This is a genomic window from Pelotomaculum isophthalicicum JI, from assembly GCF_029478095.1.
Classification (GTDB): Bacteria; Bacillota; Desulfotomaculia; order Desulfotomaculales; family Pelotomaculaceae; genus Pelotomaculum_D; species Pelotomaculum_D isophthalicicum.
Map to the genome: position 1 here is coordinate 1 of NZ_JAKOAV010000049.1, position 16,078 is coordinate 16,078.

A 16,078-nucleotide genomic window follows, 5' to 3' on the forward strand; every position below is an offset into this window, starting at 1 on the left:
AACTCGACAAGGTGTCCGGATGTTGCCGAAATGCTGTCCGGATAATTCCGTTATGCTGTCCGGATGTTGCCGTTACGCTGTCCGGATGCTACCGGAATGGGTGTCCGGATGCGGCCGAAATATGCACAAAGAAATTAATTATTCAGATCCTTTAGAAAAAATTATTAATAATAAATTTGGAGAATAAATAATGAATAACAAAAAAACCAACAAAAAAATAGGTGAGGTTACCAATGAGGAAAAAAAAGAAATAACAAAATTACATGGTAGGAAAACGGCATTAATTGAATTATTAAAAATATTAAATAGTACAGTACCATCACAAGAAGAACAGGATTATTTATATTCAAAGGCTACAAATGAACTTGAAAAGGTTGAATTGTCATTACGGAAATGGTGGGAGCGAATAATTCAAAAATATGGTTTACAGAATATGGAGGACAGGAGATTGAAAATAGAATTTAATACTAATAGAATTTATCTAGTATCAAATGATTGATAATCATATTGTATTAATCAATTTTTCATATGAGATTAATAATAGGGATGGAATACGTTGGTTAGAGCTAGGTCCAATTTTGTTTTGGCTACTGCATAATGTCCAAAAGCTGATGGTGTTAAATGTCCAGGATTTGATAGATAAAGTGACCAAAGTATAGATTGTCAGTCAGTCTGTCAAGTATCCTTAGTTATCGCTATAAGGTATTTAATCAGCATTGTCTCGATAAGCCTTTATGCACCTGTGTAGAAAGTCTGGTAACCCCCGTACGGCAAGTCGGTCGTCAATGTCCAAGTGGAGTAGTGAAATTGCCAAAATAGACCATCAACACCTTCTTTAACCTGAAAATACAAAAATGGATATTTTGCAGCATTAAAATATTTAACTAAAATCACTTAGTACAGCATTCGGACACATTTGTCGTCAAATTGAGGACATCCTGTACCATCAACCTTTTGACAGGATAGCTTAACACTAACACCAATTTATTGATAGGCAGATATTTATTAGAACCTGGTTTTAGAATATCGTTATATTTATAGTCCTAGCCAGTAAATTAAAGCACTTGCAATTTAATTCATTTGAATATCCTGTGTCAGTAAGCAATGGCACTAGAATATCAAAAAGAAAGGAGGTGTTATTGATGAGAATTTTATTACCAAAAGCCAATACAGAGGCTAAAATGTGTGACTCTAGTTGTACAGGATGTGGTACCGTTTGTCAGGCTTCAGGATGTGCGTACAATTGTTCAGGACCTAGTTAAACAAGCTTTTCTGGTTATAAAAGCATTCCTTTCTAATATTAGAAAGGAATGCTTTTATAATCAACTTTTATAAAGGGGGAGAGGAAGGCGAATGCTGAAGCAATCCAGGTTCTTTAGATTTCAAAATGGCACTGAAAGATATATATATTCCGGATATACCGGACTGCTGTTAAAAGATAATGATACAATCAAAAACTTTCTTGATAACCCGTACGGTGATGAAACATTGGAGAAATATCTAATCTCAGATATGGGATCCGGACATACAAAAAACTATTCTAATACTACACCTTATGTTGAAGGGATTATCTTGTTTGTTACTAACTATTGCAATTTAAATTGTATATACTGCTACAATAAAAGCAATGAGATAAATAAAGCGGATCATATGTCAACCGACACTTTTGAGCAAGCTATCCAATATTTTTTACAAAATTTCCATTATGGCAAAACAATCTCAATGCAGTTTTTTGGAGGAGAACCCTTGTTAAACTTTCCCCTTATTAAGCATGCAGTTGCCTATGCAAGGGAATTGCAAGACCAATACAATGTGAAGTTCTGGTTTTCCATCACCACCAATGCTACGGTAATCACTAAAGAAATAAGGGATTTCTTATGGGAAAACAAAATTGAAATAATGGTAAGCATTGACGGCGATCGAGCGACTCATGATAAACAAAGGCCTTTCCTGGATGGCAGCGGATCCTACGACACCATCATGAAAAACGTTCAATTACTGTCCGGCTTGCCGGCTCTGGTCAGGGCAACTATCTATGATCCCCGGACCAATCTTGTGTCCCTGTACGAGGATCTCATCGAAAGTGGCTTCGAGTCTTTATTAATCGACTATGCGTCGATTAATAAGTGCCCTGTCTCTAAAGATGACCTGGATCTAATGGCTGCAAACATTAAGGATCTGGCCGGGTATGTTAGTCGCAACATGCAGGAAGGGCGTGTGATCAGATTTAAGAATATCATGGAAAACATATTTAAAATACATAATGGAAGCAAAAAGAGGCACCCATGCGATACCGGTGTATCCCGTTTCACGGTGGCGTGTGATGGTAAGATCTACGGATGCCACAGGTTTAACAATTTAGAAACACTTAACTGGGGGAATGTCTTCAAGGGTTTGGACTTCAGCAAGCGAACCGATTTCCTGTCTTCTCACATTATCTCTCAAAGAAACCCGTATTGTCAACATTGCTGGGCCGGAATGCTCTGCGGGGGCGATTGCTACCACACCTCATATATGGCCAGTGGCAACACAAGAAGCATCGACCAGACGCACTGCTTTGCCATGAAAGAAATCATCGCCAAATCATTGCTGATATACACTTCATTATCAGAGGAAATGAGAAGTAGAATTGGTAAGCGCACTATCAGAGCCACACCCATAAAAGAGAGACAGACAAACTTCCCGTATGTCGCTCAGTCTATCAAGGATGGCATTGAAGTGTTGAACATCAGGGCCCTGGCGAGTACAAGCGACAGCGATTTATCGGTTTGCGATTGCGACTTTTGCGAAGGCTGTTCCAGCGACATTATTTATGCCTGAAAATGAGTTTAGGCAAATAGCGGCTACTGCTCTAACCGTGCCTGCCCCTATTTATCTATCAAGGCAAAGGGATGGATATAGCGATGAATGTCTCCTTTGATGAAACCTACCAGGCGACCAAGAGGTACCTTGAGACAGCACATCTTTCAAACAGAGCCTATAAGATAGGTATCTACACGAAGGAAGGCGCAATTAACCATTTGCCTGATTTTGAAATGGATTACCGGTTGTGGCAGGGAAAATACGCTGCCTTTATCGCAGCTGCAATTACCGATACGGCCATTGAGAGGATCATTGCCTGTACTAGTGTCTTTTTCTATATCCATGATTTTTTTGAGCAGATTCACTTCTGGTTTCACGACAAAGCAGAAGGAAGGTTGAAAAGGATCTCCCTCAACGAGCTTCTATGCGATAAAGAACAGTATGCCATCACTATCGGTTTCACAAAAATACTCAAAGAATTAGGTACTTCATCCAAATACTCGATAACCAACATGTTTCTCGGGCTGTATCAAGTGCTTTTAGAAAAGGATGAGACACTTTTTATAGAGACCACGGGATATGCATCGCTCAGCGCCGACCTGCAAAGGCAGGAAGTGTTGGGCATGAACGATCTGCCACGAGTTGGCATTGAAAGGATCGGCGTTACCAGAGAGCTTAGTAGACCGGTGGAAAAGCTTGCCGTCAGATTGGGTCTCAAGGAGCAGAAAAATATCTATAACCTTCGAACTTTGGGCAAGGTGTATCTGAAAAGATCGTGTTGAGGCAGGAGGGAAGCCCTACATGCCCGGCTTTATCAGAAATTATTCTGTCTATATCAGGCCATTTTATAGACACTACCTGATCGTGATTGCTCTTGTGTTTTTTTCTGTAATGCTGACGCTGCCCACACCGCTGCTCATTAGGTATATAATCGACAGGATCATTCCCGCCAGGGATTTTTCGCAACTCAATCTTTTTATCGCCATCATTTTTGGTCTTTATTGCCTCCGGGCCGGAGTGGGATACCTGATCAACTACCTGTATGTATACGTGGGCACCCTTGTCAGCTATAAGCTCAGGGAGAATATCTTCACCCACTTGCAGTCCCTGCCCCTGAACTATTTGAACAGGCAATATGCCGGAGATTTCGTTTCCAGGATCGTAAACGACGTCAACGTCTTGAATGGCTTGCTGACCTCCTCGTTTATCGATTTTGTCACGAACATGATCACCTTTGTCGGTATCCTGATCCTACTGATCATCTTGAACTGGCAGCTGACAATCCTCAATGCCATCACTATTCTGCTGTTCTGGTATATATCCAAGACCATGAAAACAAGGTTGAGAAAGAACAGCCGGGCAATCCAGGAACAATCTTCGCTATTCATGTCGAAACTGTACGAGAGTGTCTATAACCAGAAGACCATCAGAGCTTTCAGGCTTGAGGAAGCTTTTCTCGGGTCGTATCTGGCAGAATTAGCGAAGCTAAACGACCTCAACATATACTCGATCAAGTTGAGCAATTTCGTGCAACAGATATCATTCATCATAATTTCCTTCGGGCCGCTGTTCGTGCTATGGTACGGAACCAGGCTGGTATTTACGGGGGTGTTCACTATCGGCAGCCTGTTCGCGTTTTACCAATACTTGTACCAAGTGTATGCTCCCGTGAGCAGCTTTGTCAACTTCAACCTGAACATTCAGGCTGCCTGGGGGGCGAGTACCCGGATTTATGATTTTTTAAGCCTGGTCCCGGAAGAGCATGGCAATCAGGTGGTTGAACAGAGTATCCGGGGCAAGATCATTTACAGGGACGTGACTTTCAGCTATGATGGCGGCACGCCGGTATTGAAGAAAATCAGCCTGGAGATCGAGCCCGGCCAGTACGTCGGCATTGTCGGCGCCAGCGGCGCTGGCAAATCGACGATTGTCAATCTCCTAATGGGTTTTTTCGGCGGTTATGAGGGTGAGATCCTACTGGACGGCCATCGGATTGCCGACTTGAGTCCCGGCTTTGTTAGGGAGCAGATCGGAATCATGACCCAGGATCCCTGCCTGTTCAAGTGCTCAATCAAGGAGAATATCCGGCTGGGCAGATTGAACGCCACCATGCCGGAGATCCGGCAGGCGGCAGCCATGGCCCGGATAGACGACTTCATCATGGGCTTTCCGGATGGATACGAGACCATTATCGAAGAAAAGGGCGAGAACATCTCCAGGGGCCAGAAGCAGCGGATCGCCCTGGCCCGGGTCTTTTTAAGAAAACCCAGGATCGTAATCTTCGACGAGGCCACCTCCTCCCTGGACGCATCCCTGGAAAAACTGATCCAGGATACTATCGAGAGGGCGACGGAAGGCACCACATGTATCGTCATCTCGCACCGACTGGCAAGCGTTGTCAATGCGGAGAGGATCTTTGTGATCGATGACGGGGCGATTGTCGAGCAGGGAAATCACTTTGAGTTGGTTGAAAGAAAAGGATATTACTACAGCCTGTACCTGAAGCAGTTCATGCTTGAAGATACCAGAAAGGAGTAGCTAACTCTCATGCCTGGAATTGAGACAATTTATCCGCCCAGCCTTCTCCCCTAGCTGCACTTTCAGGGTACGTCCGGGGCTTCCGGATAAGAAGCTCCGCAAGGTGTCGAGAACAGCCGCTATGTACCGCATATTTAACAAGACAATCACGTTGACCACCAACCCCAACGCATTCAGTTGATCTTCCTGGCCTTAGCGGTAGGTCAGATACAGTTCGCTCCGCTTGCCATAGAAGAAGGCTCGAGCAAGACTGTGCCGCGCTTCACTATGTTTAAGTTGGGGCAAAACTCACCTTCGATAACCTTTGTCATCGAGATAAGCCAACAACAGTTATCGCGTCTTATAGATCAATTTTATACATCCGGCGGTGACTGGATAATGCGGGTTGTTAAGCGACGGGTGAAAAATACTGGCTTGGTAGAATTACCAAACGGGAAACAAAGTTGTTTTCTCACTGCCAGATGGGATAATATCACCGTCCTTAAGCGGCGCTGGTATTTATCCCTATGTAGAGAAATAAGAGATTGTATCCTCATGCTCCCATCGTAGTAAATATTAGCAGGTGCAGGATTAAAGAAGGAAATATAGAATATAATGTAGAATTTATCAAATTAAAAACAAGAGGTGCGGACGTGTGTCAGCATAACGGTTAAGGAAGCCGTATGCGGTAAAGGAACTACTATAGGAAGAATGAGCAGGTTGCCTGGAAGGATACCACCTACTATCAAAGGCGTCATCGTCGGTACCCTAGCGGGCTTCTTCTTGGCGCTTGACCTTATGATTGGCATCCAAAACGCTGCGCGCGGGCGATACTGCCGCGAGGAGCAACAATATCCAGAAGGCCATCAGCGACTACGAGCAAGCGGTCAAGTGTGATGTTACCAAAACCGGTACTACCAGCAACAACGACGGTATTCCTGATTATTTAAAAGGTCTAGTTAATAGGAATACTGCTGTATTACGTAAAACCATAAGCCCAGTATTAGCTCAAAAGATGTTGATAATATTGGTTAAGGAGTTACATATAATGACTAATTCTGTTGCAAAAATGAAAAATAAGACTACGGTAGTAAAGAAATCGCGGGAGAACAATCAGTGGGAGTTCAGTCATGCCATAGCTTTCTGGGGATTGATGATTTTACTGTTCCTGCCCCCTTATTTCAGAGGACTTTTCTTCCAGCCCGAACAAGAGCGGGCCTTAATTTCTACCGCCGTCATTTTCTGGTTCGCCTGGCTGTGGAAATGGTCGAAGCGCGATAATGAGTTCCTTTCCCACCCGCTGGATTACTTCGTCCTGGCCTTTCCAATAGTTTATCTCATTTCAGCTTTTCAGGCCGCCAACTACGGCCTGGCGGTGGACGAAGTGGTCAAGACCATCCTGTATTTCCTGGTCTACTGGCTGGCCTCACGGCTAATCAGGGATGAGAAAGATATAACGACTATTCTGCACGTCATATATATAAGCGCCTTAGGAGTGGCGTTGGCCGGCCTAGCTACCACCACCGGGATTATCCATATCAATGATGGGTTTAAGGACGGGCGGATTTATTCCTCTTTCCAGTATCCCAACGCCCTGGCCAGCTACCTGGCAGCGGTGACGTTTATCGGTTTTTACCTTTGGCGCAGGACAGGCATATCCTTTACGATCTCCACCGGGGAAGAGCAAAAGAAGGTGCCCATCCGGTTGAGTACAGAATTCTTCTTCCAGTATCTATATACTGCCGGTAACTTCCTGCTTTTCACCGTGTTCCTGGGCACTAAGTCCCAGGGTGGCCTGCTAGTTTTCTCCTTAATGCTTGTTATTTTTATAGCCGGCCTGCCGAAAGGCGGTAGAATACCGGTATTTATCCATATATTGCTCACCGGGGCCTTCTCCGGTCTTGCCGCCTGGCGCTTTGTTTCTGTAGCTGTGAACAAGAGTAACGGCAGCGCCTGGTTCTGGCTTTTCGCCGGGTTGGTACTGGCCCTGGTCGGACAGGCGCTTTACTCCTTAACTGAAAGAAAAGGACTTTTGCAGTGGATCACCGTCCACAGAAAAGGTATCCTTGCTGTCATCCTTCTGACGGTACTGGCCGGTTGCGCCGGAGTATCCGTTTATGTAAACACACATACCGGAGAAGTAAGGGCGTTGCTGCAACTGGATGATATTCACCTTCGCAGCGCTATTGAACGTTTCTATTTCTACCGCGATGCACTGAAGATGTTTGCCCTGCGTCCACTCCTGGGTTGGGGCGGTGGCGGCTGGCAGGAAGCCTACCGCTCCTTCCAGAGCTATATGTATAACTCCAACCAGGTGCATAATGATTACCTCCAGATTATGGTGGAGACAGGTATTTTGGGCCTGCTGACGATCACTGGGATCTGGGCAAGCTTTTTGCGTATTGCCCACCAGCTTTACCAAGGGGCCAGGGAAAACGTCCCTGCCAGGACACTGTTCTGGATAATTACCGTGGCGGCGGTTTCCATAGGTGCACACGCCGCCATAGACTTCGACCTGTCCCTTTCCGCCATTACCCTTGTGCTTTTCACCCTGTTCGGCATTATGCGTTCTTTCCTGGCCCACCCAGCAGCCGATGTTGAGAAAAAGAAAAACAATAAATACGTGCCGCCCAACAATGCCGTCTTGGCAGGTGCTTCAATCGCTTCCGCTCTAATCCTGTTCTTCGGTGGCTGCCTGGCTACTGCTTATAGCAGCTATATAAATGTTATTCAAGCCAAGAGCTACGACCAGGCACTGTCTTTAATACAAAAAGCTATAGCCTACAATCCGTTTAACCCAATCTATTATGATGATACAAATCCACCAATCCCTTCACTTTACCACGTAGACCTGCTTCACCTCTATCAGGCTCAGGGCAAATTGGACGATGCCATGGCTGCATCCATGCGTGCCGTGGAGCTTAGTAAATACAACGCAAACAGTTACGCGGATCTGTCCACCCTATACAGCGCTAATAAGAAAACTCCGGAAGCTGTCCAGGCGGCTGAAAAAGCACTATCCCTAGCCCCGTTCCAAATCCAGTGGTACGAATTTTTATCCAAGACTTATTTAATAGCTGGGTACAACGAACTGACCGCTGGAAAGCGAGACGAAGCAAAGGAGTATTTTGAAAAAGCAGAAGGAGTTCCGGCAAAAATCCAAATTCGGATGGATACCCTCAGTGATGAAGAAAAACGCCTATGGAAAGATGCTCCACCGATGACAGTAACCCCGACGGTGAAACTAAGCGTGGGAGCGTCTCAGTATCTGCTTGGGCAATGGACTGAAGCTGACAGTAACCTCAAGGCTACCCTTGATGACGATAAGAATAAAGGTGAGGCTTTCCTCTGGCTGGCTGTACTGCGGAACAAGCAGGACCGGGCGCAGGAAGCTCAAGATTTCCTGGCTCAGGCCAAGAAGCTATCACCGGATCTGGCAAAGGATTATGAGCAACTTAAGAGTCTGCCTGTTTTGAGAAGGTAATTTCCTTAGGGTTCATAAGTCATTTATAGCGAACATAGACAGAATCAGTAGAATTGGAGGAGGCAATGGAATGAAATTTAAGTTACTTGGGTTAAAAACAGTGATTTTTGGTGTTGCTCTTGTTGCTGGCATCGCGCTAGGAACGCTTGGTATCCTTGGCATCCATGACACGACTGCTAATGCTGGTAGTAATTATGTTTTTCCAAAAAACCAGTATGGTCAGACGTATGGCTCTAGTTTTTATGCTACTTCTCCAGAAACAGTGCCGGATTTAGTCGCGGCAGTTGGCATGGATGATACTAAAGGGTATGTGAAACGTACAGATCTAGAACAACCGTTTCCTAAAACGCCACAGGAGGCTATAGCTCTGAATAAGCAGAACTTGGCTCATCCTACACAAGAAATTCCACTCTATGATGTTGATGGTAAAACTGTTATTGGAAAATTTATCTTTGGCGGAGGAACAGTAAAAGAATTTAGAACAAAAGCAGAAAGTGACAAAGAGGGACCAAATTAAAGAATTATAAAATGCTAAAAAAATAGCAAGGGGACGCTTTTTTGCTTCCATTTCATTTACTTGGTATAAAAAAAGAAACCTGGATTTAATTAAATCATAGTTTTAAAGCCCAACCGGGAAGCAAAAAGAGCGTCCCCTTGTATCCCCTTAACTCTACTGATGGGTATTTACGTTATCTTTAGATGGGTGCCGGCGGGTACAGCAAAGAAACAAATAAAAGATGAATCAATAAGAATGGAACAAAGGAAAAAAACCTTCCTTGTTTTAACAGTATGGTCCGTTCTCATAGTTATACTTATAACGCAAAAGATGGCCGCTGACGCTTTTGCAGTGATTTTGGGAATCCTCGGAAGTCTCATTTTGATGACTCCATTGGGATACAAAGCAGCTAAGGTTCTTGACAGCATTCTGAATATTGCCGGGAAGGAGGTGTAGTCAATGCTAAAAAAAATGATAACGATAATGGTCCATGCATTAGCGTCAGTATTAGTCTTTGTTGCTTATACCGGTGTAAGCCCGTGTTGCTGGTTTATCACTTATGAACCAGACATTCCGGATAGTTTAAAACATTAGGGGACAGATGTAAATGGTAAATATTTTGCTTCTAGAAGATGAACTTTACACCAGGAGATTTCTCAAAAAGTTGGTATCTGAAAACCCTTCCGTTGACAAGGTAATTGATACTCCAAGCGGTAAAGAAGCAATCAATTTTGCCAGGGAATATAAACTGGACATAGCGCTATTGGATATAGAACTGGCTCCAGAAGAAGGGTTGAACGGAATATTAGTCGCTAAAAAAATACATGATTTCAATCCTGATATATTTTCATTGGTGTTCGGTTAAGCCCCCAATATTTCAATATTAACCAAAAGCGTCATTTTATCCCTGGAAAATAGGTGACGAATATTGTTGACATCGTTCTATTAAAAGAAGGAATGTACCCTTTCCCTTGTAGAATTCTCCTCCAAATAATACTCACGAGGAGGTTCCACATTGGCTCCAGTTCCCGGAAAAATTAATCCTTATGAGATCGAAAACGTTCTAAACAAAATGTTCTCCCCGGAGTGGCTGAGGGACACAGCGGCCAAAGTCGGGTATGTACAGCGTAACAGAAAGATCGACCCGGTCACCTTTTTCTGGGTCGTGGTGCTTGGTTTTGGAGTTGGAGTACAGCGTACCCTCGCCTCATTAAGAAGGGCCTACGAGACAGCATCGGCTGAAACACTCGTTCCATCCTCTTTTTATGACCGCTTCAATAAGGGGCTCATTGCCTTTCTTAAAGAGTGCTTGGCGCACGGCATAGTGGATCTAGCAAACCACGCCAGCCTCACGCTTTCAGATAAACTAAAGGGGTTCAAGGACCTGGTGGTGGCAGACGGCACGATCATCAGGCTGCACGATAAACTGGCTGAACAGTTTCCTGGGGCGAGGGGTAAAGCTGAGCTCAAGATACATACGGCCATCGGGATCACAGGCAACACAAAGAGCATCGCCATCTATTCCGGTAAGACCGCCGATATCAAGACCATGCGCATCGGATCCTGGGTGAAGGACAACATCCTCCTGTTCGATCTTGGCTATTTTAAGTACGAGTTGTTCAGCAGGATCAGAGGCAATGGCGGCTACTTCGTAAGCAGGCTGAAGCAATCAGCCAACCCTACCATAGTCTCGGTGTTGCGTGTCCACCAGGGTAATACGATCGACCTTGCCGGCAAAAAGCTTAAGGATATGCTCCCCCGGCTGAAGCGGGAAGTGATCGACATCGAGGTGGAGGTTTCCTTCAAAGGCAGAGCCTCTAAGGCCAAGAAAACAGAGAAAGACGGGACGTTCGAGGTCTATCATCCCAAGGGCGACACACCTAAGGTTAAAGAAACCTTCCGGTTGGTAGGGGTACGCGACAAGGAAAGCAAGACGTATCATCTCTACCTTACCAACATCACACCGGAACAGCTCCCGGCAGAAGACGTGGCGCTTCTTTACAGGGCGCGCTGGAGCATAGAACTGGTTTTCAAGGAACTGAAGCGCCTCTATCAACTGGATGTGATTTCCAGTGGGGCGCCTACCGTGATAGAATCTCTGGTGCTAGTGGCCATGCTGACCCTGGTTGTAAGCCACCGACTGCTTAACCAAATGCGACTTTGGGCTCCGGAGAAAAGCACCCGCTTTACACCTCTGCGTTGGGCCGAGTCGTTTTATGCTATTGCGCCAGTTATGATGGGCCGCGTACTCAAGACTGCTGGTATTGACGAGGATCCTCTCTTGCTCATTGTTTACTTCATGGGTGAGGGCGTCGATCCCAACGTTAACAGAGAACGACTGTTGTCGCCTTGGGTAAAAGCGGCCAATTCCCAGGGATTTGATACTATTGATTAAAATTTCTGGTAAACCGATCACGCATGGATATATTTTTTGTTTTTATAACAGGGTACTCTCAATATGCAATTGACTCATTCGCTGTCCACCCATATGACTACATTCTAAAGCCAGTGAAAAAAGCAAAAATTAATGAAATTATAAGCAATCTTACGAAAGAAATAAAAAAAAGAAACGATATTGGGAGCAGTCCCCCAAAAATTAGGATCAAAGCCAAGAATGAAATATTTATGATAGCGCCTGACGACATCCTGTTTATTGAGAAACAGGAAAAAATTAATCTGATTCATACAGAAAACAACGTTTATAAGATACATCAAACCCTAAGTAAGTTAGCAGAAAAATTAGGAGGTAATTTCCTTAGGGTTCATAGGTCATTTATAGCGAACATGGACAAAATCAGTAGAATCAGAGAGGTAGGTAACAGGTCTTATGAGATCGAATTTGACGGATATGACAAAGTTGCTTTAATGAGCCGGTATAAATTCGAAGAACATAAACACAGATTCGCCCCTTTGTAGAAGGGGTTATTTTTTGGTTATTCACGATTTTTATCTGGCCATATACACCTATAAATTGGTTATTTAGGAATAACTAGCAGAAATATGTAATTATTTGATTATAATTGTGATTAAGTTAATTTGCGAGATTGCGTATAGTCTCCATTTGTGGCAGATAATTTTGGACAAGTATTCTTGTCGAAAGGCAAGGATAGATATAGGGCGGGGCCAATAAAAAGCTATAACAGCTATCTGCTATGATACAATAGAGAGCTTTATTAGTCCTTGCCACTACTTTGAAGGGGGGTGAGTCTAATGGACAATTAAAAAGTGGTTCGTGAGGCAAATCAGGGAAGTCCGCAAAAACTATCACCCAAAGTTAGCCTGCACAAACCACATTTTTTAATTATGATAACATTTTATGGGCTAATCATCAAGGTAAAACAAGCATTGCTTTCTAAAGGTACAAGTTATCTTTCCATACCGGCAGGCCCCTGTACAGACGGAAGTCACATCTCTGGCAATACGGAGGTGTTTGATATCCACCCAAAGGCGTAATTGGCAGAAGGCAATACAAAACATTCTTTAAAATTTGTTACAAGAGGTCATGGAGACGAGTTTTAAATGCCAGTGAGCGTGAAAAAAGAGATTCATCATACGTTTCACAATACCCGGTTTCTGAATCGGCAACTTCCCCCTTTTTTCTTGCCTCTCTTATTTATGTTTCGGTTGCATAATTTTTTAGAGAAATGGGGAGAATCTGCCAGCCATAGGTGTTTTATAAAATCGTAAAAGGTTTTTTCAACCCCCGGGACATTATCAGAAGAAAAACCACTAAGAATTGCCTAGCGGGTAAAAGCCTTTAGCTCCTTGATCCAATCGTCTAAAGAATTACAATGAGTCATTCCATTAGTAACAGAGAGCGAAATATATTAACTGGATCACGGGCGGAAACACTGCGTCGATTAGAGTAACGAAACCGGACAATGTTTGATATTTCGGTTACTATCAGTAAACCAAACCCTTGTTAAATCTTAATACAAAGTAAAATACCGTACTAACATAGACCTTTTCTAGATAATGAAACTTGATTTGTTCGGTTAGGAACTCTTGAAATTCCTGATATGAACGCGAGGATTTTAACAATAAAACCACCACCAGAATCGTTAGTAGGCAAAAAATGCCTCCATCGTATATCTTTTTTTTTCTCCTTTAATAATGCTGCTGTTGACAGTCCATTAATTTCAGGCATTTCTATATCAAGAAAAACTGCCGTCGGGTCTACTTGATTTATAACATCAATCAATTCTTTCCCGCTCTTAACAGAAGCCACCACTTCAACCTGTGAAAAAGAGTCAAGGTAGGATTGCATTAGTTGCCGGGTGTAAGCTTCATCTTCAGCAATGGCTACTTTAATTTTATCTTTGCCAGTATTCATCTTAGTCTTTTTCCTCAAAATTGATAAGGGATGGTAATAAATATTTACAGTTATTCTACAAATAATGTCATAATCCTCCACATCACATATATTGAAGGCCTTATTTTAATACCTTAGTATAAGGATTGTTAAGAGAACGTGACAAAAATAGAACCTATTGTATGAAGCAATTGACCCTTTCCTGGTATAGAATTTTAGGGCTTGCAACCGTGAATATAAGCGCAGAGATCGTGATTTCATACAGGCTTTATTCAACAGCAGAATTGGTTAATATATATTTATTGTGATGCTCTGTTCTTGAGAAAGCTTTGCTTTCATAAAAAGTAATAGTTAAAAGACTCAATCTTAACCTAGCTGAAACCGTTGATCATGGGGCAGGTAAACGGAAGGAGGTATAAGTCATGTTGTAAAGAAAGGGAGTTAAAGTTTTATTTAATAGTTTAAAAGATAAGGAGGAAAAGAAATTTGAAGAGAAAAGCATTCTTCGTTTTTTTATTGTTGGCAATGTTCATATTAATCAGTTCAGCTTCGGCACAGGCTGAGACACAGTTAAATATGACCGGCGTATGGAAATTTAAATTTACTAGCGATAGTCCTGCACTTAGAGTTGTTCTGGAGCAAAATGGCAACGAAATTACTGGCAAAATGTACAAAGACAACGGCACCACCGCCACAATAAAAGGTAATATTAATGAATTCGAAATTACTCTAAAAGCTTATGAAGACGATGTTGCAGCATACTTAGAGAGTAGAGGTTGGGCAGTCCCTCTTCAAAACCTGCCAAAAGAAGGCATTTACCATTTGCTTAAATTTCCTATAAGTGCAAATCCTAATAAGTTTTCTGGAGAAGGCTGGTATCCTATTGATTCTTTAGATCATACAAAAGTCTACAATGAAAAAATTCATCTTGGTTACGCAGTATTAGAAAGAGTAAGTTCTTCACAACCAACAACACCTGCACCAACACCGGCAGTTCCAACGATACCTGCTATTCCTTCAACTCCAGTGGTTCCGGTTACGCCAACAATACCAACACCTGCACTACCAACAGTACCAACTGTTACCTCAGCAAACCCGGCGCCTATTTATAATGTTTATAACGATTACAACACAAATACGACAAACAATACCAATGTCAACAGTGGCAATACCACAACAACCAACAACACAAATACCTATAATATAAATAACAACAGCAATAATACCACGACTACCAACACAAACAGCGGCAACATAACAGGGAGCAACGTAAACAGCGGCAATTCAACCGGCAATACCACCAATACAACCATGAACAACAGCGGCAACACCACCACAACGAACACGTCAAACATGAACAGCAACAATACAACCACTACTACCACCAATAATGTAAGCGTACTGGTAAACGGAAGGCCCTTGCAAATGGATGTTAAACCCTTTGTAAACGAAGACGGACGGACTATGGTGCCGTTGAGGGCTATCGGAGAAGCCTTAGGGGCAACGGTGAACTGGGACGATGCCACCAGTACTGTAACATTTGTTAAAGAGGGTAGAAGTGTAAGCCTGACCATTGGAAGTAACACCGCCTCAATAGACGGGAAGACGGTTGAGCTGGATACCAGGCCGGTGATTAAAGACAACCGGACTATGGTTCCCGCCCGTTTTATAAGCGAGTCCCTAGGTGCCAAGGTGGGTTGGGACGATAAAACCCAGACTGTAAATATTGATCAGTAATAAGTGGTTAATCAATTAGAGAAGATAAATAAGCCTTCGGCCAGAACCTGGAAGAAAGGTTGCGCCAACTTCATCACGAACTGAAAACCGGCACATACGAGCCACAGCCGGTCTTAAGAGTGGAGATTCCCAAAGTGGACGGCAGCAAACGCCCGCTGGGAATACCCACCGTAAAAGACCGGGTAGTCCAACAGGCACTCCTGAACATTTTGCAACCCATCTTTGAACCCGACTTTCACCCTTCAAGCTATGGCTACCGACCGGGACGCTCCTGCCACCAAGCAGTGGCCAAGGCAGAGAGATTTATGAATAAGTACGGATTAGAATACGTAGTGGACATGGATCTTTCCAAATGCTTTGACCGGTTAGACCATGAATTGATCTTGGAAGGAGTAAACCGGAAAGTCAGCGACGGCAGTGTGCTGAGGCTCATTAAGAGGTTTCTGACCGCTGGGGTTATGAAAGACGGAGCCTGGGAAGAAACAGATATTGGAAGTCCGCAAGGTGGGGTCATCTCTCCATTGCTCACGAACATATATTTGGATCGATTCGACCAGGAAATGAAAAGAATGGGCATTCGCATCGTCCGCTACGCGGACGATATTCTGATATTCGCCCGGACTCACAGAGAGGCCCGGAAATATCAGAAACTTGCTACCGAAATCCTTGAAAGTGAACTGAAGCTGGTGGTCAATAAGGAAAAGACGCACCTCACGAGCGTGAATGAGGG

Annotated in this window: 14 protein-coding genes and 1 pseudogene; 13 read left to right on the forward strand and 2 right to left on the reverse strand. The window is 43.6% G+C overall.

Annotated features, from left to right (window positions below; translation table 11 throughout):
* Positions 1 to 190 precede the first annotated feature (190 nt).
* The 4 genes from L7E55_RS16305 (at position 191) to L7E55_RS16320 (ending at position 5,340) form a co-directional block, all read left to right on the forward strand.
* Complete coding sequence (locus tag L7E55_RS16305) at positions 191 to 499, forward strand: CXXX repeat peptide modification system protein (protein WP_277445404.1); 309 nt, start codon at positions 191 to 193, stop codon at positions 497 to 499.
* An 854-nt stretch (positions 500 to 1,353) separates the two neighbouring features.
* The gene (locus L7E55_RS16310) at positions 1,354 to 2,820 is read left to right on the forward strand and encodes a radical SAM/SPASM domain-containing protein (RefSeq protein ID WP_277445406.1); all 1,467 of its coding nucleotides are present in this window, start codon (positions 1,354 to 1,356) and stop codon (positions 2,818 to 2,820) included.
* Positions 2,821 to 2,891: 71 nt separating this feature from the next.
* Positions 2,892 to 3,584, forward strand: a complete 693-nt coding sequence (locus L7E55_RS16315; protein WP_277445407.1) for a hypothetical protein — start codon at positions 2,892 to 2,894, stop codon at positions 3,582 to 3,584.
* A 19-nt stretch (positions 3,585 to 3,603) separates the two neighbouring features.
* Positions 3,604 to 5,340: an ABC transporter ATP-binding protein gene (locus L7E55_RS16320; protein WP_277445408.1), complete on the forward strand. Its 1,737-nt coding sequence runs from the start codon at positions 3,604 to 3,606 to the stop codon at positions 5,338 to 5,340.
* Positions 5,341 to 5,433: 93 nt separating this feature from the next.
* Here L7E55_RS16320 and L7E55_RS16325 read toward each other — a convergent pair.
* A pseudogene (locus tag L7E55_RS16325) lies at positions 5,434 to 5,664 on the reverse strand (Tn3 family transposase); the annotation flags it as partial.
* A 457-nt stretch (positions 5,665 to 6,121) separates the two neighbouring features.
* Here L7E55_RS16325 and L7E55_RS16330 point away from each other — a divergent pair.
* The 7 genes from L7E55_RS16330 (at position 6,122) to L7E55_RS16360 (ending at position 12,215) form a co-directional block, all read left to right on the forward strand.
* Positions 6,122 to 8,803: an O-antigen ligase family protein gene (locus L7E55_RS16330; protein ID WP_277445409.1), complete on the forward strand. Its 2,682-nt coding sequence runs from the start codon at positions 6,122 to 6,124 to the stop codon at positions 8,801 to 8,803.
* A gap of 70 nt (positions 8,804 to 8,873) precedes the next feature.
* Positions 8,874 to 9,320 carry a hypothetical protein gene (locus L7E55_RS16335; protein WP_277445410.1) on the forward strand — a complete coding sequence of 149 codons (447 nt, stop codon included), beginning with the start codon at positions 8,874 to 8,876 and terminating at the stop codon, positions 9,318 to 9,320.
* Between the two features lie 141 nt (positions 9,321 to 9,461).
* Positions 9,462 to 9,755: an accessory gene regulator B family protein gene (locus L7E55_RS16340; RefSeq protein WP_277445417.1), complete on the forward strand. Its 294-nt coding sequence runs from the start codon at positions 9,462 to 9,464 to the stop codon at positions 9,753 to 9,755.
* A 3-nt stretch (positions 9,756 to 9,758) separates the two neighbouring features.
* A complete protein-coding gene (locus L7E55_RS16345) occupies positions 9,759 to 9,893 on the forward strand; it encodes a cyclic lactone autoinducer peptide (protein WP_277445411.1) in 135 nt (44 codons plus the stop codon).
* Between the two features lie 13 nt (positions 9,894 to 9,906).
* Positions 9,907 to 10,164, forward strand: a complete 258-nt coding sequence (locus tag L7E55_RS16350; RefSeq protein WP_277445412.1) for a response regulator — start codon at positions 9,907 to 9,909, stop codon at positions 10,162 to 10,164.
* A 207-nt stretch (positions 10,165 to 10,371) separates the two neighbouring features.
* On the forward strand, positions 10,372 to 11,694 hold the full coding sequence (locus L7E55_RS16355) for an IS4 family transposase (RefSeq protein WP_277445418.1): 1,323 nt from the start codon (positions 10,372 to 10,374) through the stop codon (positions 11,692 to 11,694).
* 23 nt (positions 11,695 to 11,717) lie between these two features.
* Positions 11,718 to 12,215, forward strand: coding sequence for a LytR/AlgR family response regulator transcription factor (locus L7E55_RS16360; protein ID WP_277445413.1), 498 nt, complete (start codon positions 11,718 to 11,720; stop codon positions 12,213 to 12,215).
* A 1,036-nt stretch (positions 12,216 to 13,251) separates the two neighbouring features.
* On the opposite strand, the gene L7E55_RS16365 is transcribed toward L7E55_RS16360, so the two are convergent.
* A complete protein-coding gene (locus L7E55_RS16365) occupies positions 13,252 to 13,632 on the reverse strand; it encodes a LytR/AlgR family response regulator transcription factor (RefSeq protein WP_277445414.1) in 381 nt (126 codons plus the stop codon).
* Positions 13,633 to 14,097: 465 nt separating this feature from the next.
* Between L7E55_RS16365 and L7E55_RS16370 the strand changes: the two genes are divergently transcribed.
* Both L7E55_RS16370 and ltrA read left to right on the forward strand, forming a co-directional pair.
* Positions 14,098 to 15,348, forward strand: coding sequence for a stalk domain-containing protein (locus tag L7E55_RS16370; protein ID WP_277445415.1), 1,251 nt, complete (start codon positions 14,098 to 14,100; stop codon positions 15,346 to 15,348).
* Positions 15,349 to 15,407: 59 nt separating this feature from the next.
* A partial coding sequence (gene ltrA, locus L7E55_RS16375; protein WP_277445416.1) for a group II intron reverse transcriptase/maturase occupies positions 15,408 to 16,078 on the forward strand: 671 nt, incomplete at its 3' end.

Excerpts from the sequence above, each read along its gene's own strand:
- L7E55_RS16305 (WP_277445404.1), top strand. The coding sequence starts at position 191 with ATGAATAACAAAAAAACCAACAAAAAAATAGGTGAGGTTACCAATGAG.
- L7E55_RS16310 (WP_277445406.1), top strand. The coding sequence starts at position 1,354 with ATGCTGAAGCAATCCAGGTTCTTTAGATTTCAAAATGGCACTGAAAGA.
- L7E55_RS16315 (WP_277445407.1), top strand. The coding sequence starts at position 2,892 with ATGGATATAGCGATGAATGTCTCCTTTGATGAAACCTACCAGGCGACC.
- L7E55_RS16320 (WP_277445408.1), top strand. The coding sequence starts at position 3,604 with ATGCCCGGCTTTATCAGAAATTATTCTGTCTATATCAGGCCATTTTAT.
- L7E55_RS16335 (WP_277445410.1), top strand. The coding sequence starts at position 8,874 with ATGAAATTTAAGTTACTTGGGTTAAAAACAGTGATTTTTGGTGTTGCT.
- L7E55_RS16345 (WP_277445411.1), top strand. The coding sequence starts at position 9,759 with ATGCTAAAAAAAATGATAACGATAATGGTCCATGCATTAGCGTCAGTA.
- L7E55_RS16350 (WP_277445412.1), top strand. The coding sequence starts at position 9,907 with ATGGTAAATATTTTGCTTCTAGAAGATGAACTTTACACCAGGAGATTT.
- L7E55_RS16355 (WP_277445418.1), top strand. The coding sequence starts at position 10,372 with ATGTTCTCCCCGGAGTGGCTGAGGGACACAGCGGCCAAAGTCGGGTAT.
- L7E55_RS16360 (WP_277445413.1), top strand. The coding sequence starts at position 11,718 with ATGGATATATTTTTTGTTTTTATAACAGGGTACTCTCAATATGCAATT.
- L7E55_RS16365 (WP_277445414.1), bottom strand. The coding sequence starts at position 13,632 with ATGAATACTGGCAAAGATAAAATTAAAGTAGCCATTGCTGAAGATGAA.